The organism is Arthrobacter sp. CAL618 (assembly GCF_000468215.1).
Taxonomy (GTDB): Bacteria; Actinomycetota; Actinomycetes; order Actinomycetales; family Micrococcaceae; genus Arthrobacter_D.
The window spans coordinates 1-7,455 of the sequence record NZ_ASZW01000255.1; the positions used below are offsets into that span (position 1 = coordinate 1).

General features: G+C 61.6%; 7 protein-coding genes and 2 pseudogenes. 8 read left to right on the forward strand and 1 reads right to left on the reverse strand.

Annotated elements, in window-relative coordinates; all coding sequences use genetic code 11:
* Positions 1-251, forward strand: a 251-nt coding sequence (locus K728_RS0115500; RefSeq protein WP_024477243.1) for an IS3 family transposase, incomplete at its 5' end; no start/stop codon positions are given.
* Positions 252-533: 282 nt separating this feature from the next.
* Positions 534-1,226, forward strand: a complete 693-nt coding sequence (locus K728_RS19675) for an IS3 family transposase (RefSeq protein ID WP_084442915.1) — start codon at positions 534-536, stop codon at positions 1,224-1,226.
* Between the two features lie 167 nt (positions 1,227-1,393).
* Here the strand turns inward: K728_RS19675 and K728_RS23370 are convergent, their stop codons facing one another.
* Positions 1,394-1,678 (reverse strand): S8 family serine peptidase, encoded by a 285-nt coding sequence (locus K728_RS23370; protein WP_162148064.1) that lies wholly within the window; start codon positions 1,676-1,678, stop codon positions 1,394-1,396.
* A 73-nt stretch (positions 1,679-1,751) separates the two neighbouring features.
* On the opposite strand from K728_RS23370, the pseudogene K728_RS0115515 reads away from it, so the two are divergent.
* The 6 genes and pseudogenes from K728_RS0115515 to K728_RS19685 all read left to right on the forward strand — a co-directional run.
* A pseudogene (locus tag K728_RS0115515) lies at positions 1,752-2,650 on the forward strand (IS3 family transposase); the annotation flags it as partial.
* Positions 2,651-2,930: 280 nt separating this feature from the next.
* Positions 2,931-4,036, forward strand: a pseudogene (locus K728_RS19680) (IS110 family transposase).
* Positions 4,037-4,229: 193 nt separating this feature from the next.
* Positions 4,230-4,808, forward strand: coding sequence for a site-specific integrase (locus K728_RS20745; protein ID WP_084442916.1), 579 nt, complete (start codon positions 4,230-4,232; stop codon positions 4,806-4,808).
* A 136-nt stretch (positions 4,809-4,944) separates the two neighbouring features.
* Positions 4,945-5,697: a metal-dependent transcriptional regulator gene (locus K728_RS0115530; protein ID WP_024477246.1), complete on the forward strand. Its 753-nt coding sequence runs from the start codon at positions 4,945-4,947 to the stop codon at positions 5,695-5,697.
* 1 nt (position 5,698) lies between these two features.
* Complete coding sequence (locus K728_RS0115535) at positions 5,699-6,709, forward strand: metal ABC transporter solute-binding protein, Zn/Mn family (RefSeq protein WP_084442917.1); 1,011 nt, start codon at positions 5,699-5,701, stop codon at positions 6,707-6,709.
* The coding region (locus K728_RS19685; protein ID WP_193353944.1) for a metal ABC transporter ATP-binding protein at positions 6,706-7,455 on the forward strand (750 nt) is incomplete at its 3' end. The genes K728_RS0115535 and K728_RS19685, both read left to right, overlap by 4 nt.

Genomic DNA, 7,455 nt, shown 5'->3' on the forward strand with positions numbered 1-7,455 from the left:
TGTCCGAATATCCCTCTGTTTATACGGCCTGTAAGGCGTTGGCGCCGAAGCTGGGAGTCGGTGCTGAATCGCTGCGCCGTTGGGTGGTCCAGGCCCAGATCGATGCCGGTGAAAAGACCGGGCCAAGCAGCGAGGAGTTGGAGGAAATCAAGCGGCTCCGGGCCGAGGTGCGGGATCTGAAGGAGTCCAACGAGATCCTGAAACAGGCCTCGATTTTCTTCGCAAGGGAACTCGACCCTCGCCGCCGCTGACCTGCCGATTTATCGACGACATGCGCGCTCTTGGTTACGCGGTCGAGTCGATCTGCGCCGTCCTGCGAGACCAGGGCATGCAGGTTGCCGCACGAACCTACCGAGCGTGGAAGACACGCCTGCCAGCGTTGCGCACCCTTGAAGACGCCCGCCTCACCGATGCCCTACGAGCTTTGAACGTCGCTGATGCGAAAGGCCGTCGACGCCCCGAGATCCTTTACGGGCGCCGGAAGATGACTCAGTGGCTGCGCCGCAACGGTTTCCCGGAAGCCTCCAAACACTGTGGACCGGCTGATGCGCGAAGAGGGCATGAACGGTCTGATCAGAGGCCGCAAGATGCGCACCACGGTCCCCGGGAAGGACGGCCGCCGCGCCGGAGACCTACTGAATCGGGACTTCACAGCCCTGGCCCCGAACCAGGTCTGGGTCACTGATTTCACCTACGTGCCGGTCTACACCGGGTTCGTCTACGTGGCCCTGGTCATCGACCTGTATTCCCGGGCGATCGTCGGGTGGGAAACTTCCACAGTGAAGGACACTACGTTCGTGGAACACTGCCTGCGGATGGCGTTGTGGCGCCGTCAACACACCGGCCGGCCAGCCGCAGCGGGGCTGATTCATCATTCGGACGCGGGAAGCCAATACACCTCCATCCGTTACACCGATACCCTGGCCCTAGAGGGCTTGCAGCCCTCGATCGGCAGCGTCGGCGACGCGTATGACAATGCCGCCGCTGAAACGGTCATGGGGCTCTTCAAAAACGAGGCCGTCGCGAAGGGTTCACCGTTCCGCACCGGAGCCCTGAAAACCGAAACCGACGTGCAAACAATCGTCTTCGAATGGGTCCACTGGTACAACAACGAACGCCTGCATTCCGCCCTGGACCACCAAACGCCAGAGGAATACGAGCAAACATATTATGATCTACAAGCCGGCCCGTCACCCGACGCCGGCGCCAACAAACAGGCGGCATGATTCCCGGGACGCTGACGCCATCGACGTCGGTGTTCTCGTACAGCCACGTTGCAACGCTTTGGGTGAGTCGGCTGGCACCGCCGGGATCGAACACATCCCCCCAACTGAGGTACTGGCACGGGGCTATTGATTGGGACGGCCTCCGAGCACCTCCGTTTGGCCACGGTTCAAGGGATTAGAAGGGCGGTAGCGACAGCTGCGGCGAAGGACGTTCCGTATAGAGGCTCTATTTTGCCCGTTTGGTCGGTGATATTGCCGAAAGTGTTTAAGGAGTCGCCGCCGGTAGCGTGAATTGGCTGATGGGTGGAGGGTACTGAGACGTTGTAGCTTGTTAGCGAGCGGTTGAAGTCCCATGCTTGTACGACCGTTGTGCCGGGCAGACTCGCAGGATATCCGAATGCTTGTCCTGTTGTGGTGTTCCCCGCTGCGGCAACAATTTGCGGTAGTTGCACACTGAGCGGCCTAGGGATTTCGGACAGTGGGACCTCTTAAACTGAGGTTTCTACTGAAAGTGAGATCTGCAGTATGTCTGCATCGCGTCGCCGGTTTAGCCAGAAGTTCAAGGACGAGCTGGCCCGGGAAGTTATCGATACATCCAAGCCCGTGGTGGATGTCGCCAAGGCCTACGGAGTCGGGCCGGAAACGCTGCGCCGGTGGGTGATGAAATACCGTGAATCCCATGGTGGGACCGAAACCGATCTGAGCGTTTCAGAACGTGCCCGGTTGAAGGAACTTGAGCGGGAAAACCAGGAACTCAGGGCCGAGACTGCGTTCTTGAAAAAAGCGGCCTCGTACTTTGCAAGGGATCCACGATAGTGGCGAAGTACGAGTTCATCGATTCCCAAAAGAACACCCCGGAGAACACCGATTCGGTGTGGAAGATGTGCCTGTGGCTGGCAGTATCAACGTCCGGGTTTTATGACTGGCTCTCCCGGCCCCGCTCGGCCACCGCGGCCCGTCGGCAGGTACTAGCAGTGCGTATCCGGTACTTCTTCGACGAAGCCGACGGGACGTACGGGTACCGGCGGATCCACGCGGACCTCGTAGCGGAGGGGACACTGTGTTCCCCGGAGCTGGTGCGCTCGATCATGCGTGCCGAGGAGTTAGTGCCGTGCCAGCCGCGCCCGTTCCGGGTCACCACCAAGGCCGACCCCGAAGGCGTTGCCGCGGTCCCGGACCTGGTGAAACGGGACTTCACCGCGGACCGTCCCGGAGTGAAGTTTGTCGGGGACATCACCTACATTCACACCTGGCAGGGATTCATCTATTTGGCCACCGTGATCGACTGCTATTCGAAGAAAGTCGTCGGCTGGTCCATCGCCGATCACATGCGCACCGACCTGGTCGCGGACGCCCTAACCAACGCCACCCGGGCCACCCGGGTCGAGGTGGGTGCAATTTTCCACTCAGATAGTGAGACTGTTTGTGCTGGTGTTTTCGCGGGTCTTCACCCTCACAGCGACCGACGCGCGAGAATGTCGGTGCCGGATGTTCTCAGGGGTTCCTGACTCTCACCCCGATCGACGTTGTGTTGTCTTTCCTCGGATCTGTCGGTCCCCCGGGAGCACCCCGTGAGGTGTCACGCCTCACCGCCGGAGTGACCTAAGGAGAGCCTGCGCCAACAGGTGCTCATCACTGTCTTGTCCGCCGGCCTGGTGGTGCGAGGTGCCGTACCACGCCCGTACGAACAGATCGGAGCGCAACATGACCGTCATCGCCAATACCATCGGGACGCATCAATCACCCTCAGTGTTCGCTGGTGTCGACACGCACAAAGAGATCCACGTCGCGGCCGTCATCGACGCTGCAGGCACCGTCATCGGCACTCACAGCTTCTAAACGACTCGCGCTGGTTACCGGGCGCTGCTGACTTGGGTGCGCAGCCACGGAGACCTAATCCGGATCGGCATCAGGGCACCGGCTCATACGACGCCGGACTCACGCGGCATCTCGCGAAGAACGATGTGACGGTGCTTGAGGTGGACCGGCCAGACCGTTCGGACCGGCGACGGAAGGGCAAAGACGACGATCTCGACGCGATCAGCGCCGCCCAAGCCGCGCTCCACGAACGACGCACCACGATCCCTAAATCTAAGGACGGCGCAATCGAAGCCCTCAGAATCCTGCGTCTCGCACGCGCCCAGGCGGTCCGGGAGCGCCGCAAGGCGCTGCAGCTGCTGCGCATGTCGATCGTCGCCGCGCCCGACGAGGTTCGCGATCAGGTCCGCAACCTCACCCGAATGCAACTGATCCGCCATCTCGCGGCTTGGCGCCCCGATGTCTCGAACGCGACTGATCCCGTGGTCGCCTACCGGATCCCGCTGAAGTCATTCGGCCGCCGCTATCTCGAACTCACCGATGAGATCGCCGACCTCGAGCTCCTCATCAACCCCATCGTCGAAGCCCTCGCGCCGCGCCTGCTCGAACGCACCGGCATCGGCATAGAAGTCGCCGGGCAACTGCTGGTCACCGCCGGTGACAATCCCGACCGGCTCCGCTCAGAAGCCTCTTTCGCAATGCTCTGCGGCGTCTCACCGCTGCCCACATCATCGGGCATGACCCAGCGGCACCGACTCAACCGGGGCGGTGACCGCCAAGCCAACCGAGCCCTCCATCTCGCCGTGATCAGCCGACTCAGGATCGACGAGAGAACGAAGGCCTACGTCGCGAAGAAGACCGCGGAAGGACACTAAAAGATGAAGATCATCCGCTGCCTGAAACGCTACCTCGCCCGCGAAGTCTACTTCCTCCTCAACCCCGGGACCGAACACATCCGCCCGAACACCAAGCCACGCAAGGTTGCAGCTTGACTCTCAGGAGAGCATCCGCGGAAGCGTCTATACCTCAGCAGGTTTCCGGGCCTTGGTCACCGGGTTGGGGATGCGGTCCTCGATGGGGCGTACCGGGGTGTCCCTCTTAATCGGCTAATGACGTCGTTTCTGCAGGTCAGCGACACGCCATGCCATTTGTCCTCGCGGGTGATCTGGATCACTTCTGGTACATATGTTTTTCCTGAGCAGCGATGGCGATCTGCGGCTTGAGGAACACGACGGCGGTTGGGCGTTGGCCGGGCAGGCGGCGCCGCAGTTCAGACTCGTGGATGAATACCTTGCCTATCTGAGAGATCGGAACTACTCCCCGAAGACGGTGCGGTCCTACGGGTATGACCTTTTGGCGTTCTGTCGGTGGCTTCTGGCCACTGGACGGCCGCTCTCGGAAGTCGGCACGGAGGTGCTGCTGGGGTTTCTGCGGGCCTGCCGCGAGGCAAAAGTCTCGGGCCGGGCAGGGCCACGCCAGAACCTATCGAACCGACTCGCTTACGCTGACGCGGCCCGTTCAAAGTGTCGTTTCCTTCGAGGTTGTTCGGACTTTGGGGACAGATCTTTTCCGGCGTGCTGCCGGGTCCATAAGCCCATCTCCAAAGCATCCAAGACCAGGTCCGTGTGCAGTGTGGTCGACAGCTGCCACCCGACCCACCAAGCGGGAGAACACGTCCAGGACGAGCGTCGCATACACCCACCGGAGACGTCCGAATGTAGGCGATGTCTGCAACCCACAAATAATCTGGTGTCGGCGCCATGAACTGCCGACGGATCAGGTGCGCTGGCCGCTCCGAGAAGGGCCCCGGCACGATCGTCCCCGATTAGGGACGTGAATGCTTGTCGGATAAGCCGCATGATGGTTGGAGTAAGAATTAGATTAGTCTAATATTTTCTGTATGGTCATCGAAAAAAACATAAAGGGTCACCTCTCGTGTTGTGTGATTGAGCATAGCGAGACGGTGGAGAATTATTTGAAGGCTGTTTTTCATATGTCTTCAGCGGGGGAGTCTGCGGCTACGACGCTGATTGCTGAGCGTTTGGGAGTGGCTCCGCCTTCGGTGTCGGCGATGGTGAAGCGGCTTGAGGAGAACGGGCTGGTTTCCTATGCGGGCCGTGGGCGTGTGGTCCTGACGGGTCATGGGCGGGGGCATGCGTTAGCGGTGGTGCGCCGGCACCGGCTGTTGGAGACTTTTCTGCACCGGTTCCTGAAGATGGGGTGGGACGAAGTCCATATCGAAGCTGAGCGTCTGGAGCACGCGTTGAGCTCCCGGTTGGAGGACCGTATCGACGAAGCGCTGGGGTTCCCGACCCGCGATCCTCATGGTGATCCCATCCCGCCCAAACATGGGCCGCATGATGAGGCTTGGGGCATGCCATTGGACCGTTCTACGCCGGGGTGCGTGTTCCTGGTGGAGCGGGTTTCGGATCGAGATAGCGCAGCGCTGCGCTATTTGGCGGAGCTCGGTATTTTGCCCGGGGTTGAACTTGCGGTCCGGGAACGGGCGCCGTTCGACGGACCTTTGTGGGTCGAACTGGGCGGGCGAATATATGCGCTTGGCTCAACTTTGACCCGTCTGATCCATGGCTCCGTGATACCTGGAGCAGGCCACAAAACGACCGTATCCACCGAGCTCATGACCGGAGAATAAGATGCATCAACCATCCGAGGCAGCACGTACCGCTTCTTCCCCTGAGGGGCGGATTCTTGGGTCTCCGCGACGACGGCGTTTGGTTGCCCTGCTTCCGGTTCTCACCCTGGTTCTTGCTGGCTGCGGCGGGGGTGCCGGAGGGAATGCCGAGACCGGGGGAGTGGACGACGGCTGGAAAGTACAGGTTGTGGCTACCACGAACTGGCACACCGATCTGGCTCGTCAGATCGGCGGGGACCGCGCCGAGGTTACCGGGCTGATGGGCCCCGGCGTGGACCCGCATTTATACCAGGCCAGCGCTGGCGACATTGATGCCCTCTTGGGTGCTGATATGGCCGTGTGGAACGGATTGAACCTTGAGGCAAATATGGAGGAGGTATTCGAGGAGGTGGGCACAAAGGTGCCCGTGGTAGCGGTAGGGGATGCCGTGCCGGAGGCCCTGCTGATTGCGGTCAAGGATGTCCCGGGTGGCGAATACGATCCGCATATCTGGTTCGACACCGAGGCGTGGGCCTATGCCGCCGAGGCCGTCGCCGAGGCGTACCAGGAAGTCGACCCCGACAATGCGGACAGCTACCAGGAGCGTTTGGAAGACTTCACGGCCGGGCTAGAGGGGCTGGACGTGGATATCAGCGCGATGATCGGGCAGGTCCCGGAGCGATCCCGTGTGCTGGTCACCTCCCATGATGCGTTCTCCTACTTCGCCCGCTCCTATGGCCTCGATGTGGCCGCGATCCAGGGCAAATCTACGGCCGGGGAAGCCACCACTGCCGATATCCGCCGGGTCACAGAGACCATCGCGGAAGCGGAACTGAAAACCGTGTTTATAGAATCCAGCGTGCCCCGGCAGACCATCGATGCGGTGCTCGCTGCCGCGGAGGAAGCAGGCCAGCCCACGGAAGTCGGGGGAGAACTGTTCGGGGACTCACTGGGACAACCCGCGGATGGCAAGGGCGACTACGAGGGGGCGTTGATGCACAACGCCACCGTGATCACCGAGGGGCTCCGATGACACTGCTCGAGACGCAGCAGCGGCGGGAAAGCGCCCTGGATATTGCCCGGCTGACCGTCAGCTACACGAACCGGCCGGTGCTGTGGGATGTCGACGCCTGGTTCCCCGCCGGTGCCCTCTCCGCGATCACCGGGCCCAATGGTGCGGGGAAATCGACGCTGCTGCGCGCTGCGTTGGGCCTGCTTCCTGTCGACGCTGGGCAGGCCAGCATTGGTGGGCTTCCTGCCCGGAAGGCCCTGGACGAAGTCGCCTATGTGCCCCAGCGCGAGGCAGTGGACTGGGATTTTCCGATCACAGTGCGTGAGGTGGTGGAAATGGGCCGCTACCGCTCCGCAGGATGGTTCAGACGGATCTCCCGTTCAGACAAGGCCATGGTGGATGCGTGTCTGGAGCGGGTGGGAATGTCCGAGTACTCCCACCGTCAGATCGGTCAGCTCTCCGGTGGACAACGTCAACGAATTTTCCTGGCCCGCGCTCTGGCCCAAAACACGAAGCTGCTGGTGATGGATGAACCCTTCGCCGGTATCGATGCCCGCACCGAGGCGGACCTGCTCGGGCTACTAGGGGAGTTACGCGATGAGGGCAGAACCATAATCATCGTCCATCATGACCTGGATACGGTCCGGGAAGTCTTCGACTGGGCGTTGTTACTGAACGTGCGCACCATAGCGTGCGGACCGGCAAAGGAAACGTTATCGCCCGGGAATCTGCTGGCCGCCTACGGGGCCGGGCCGTCCCGGACCGGG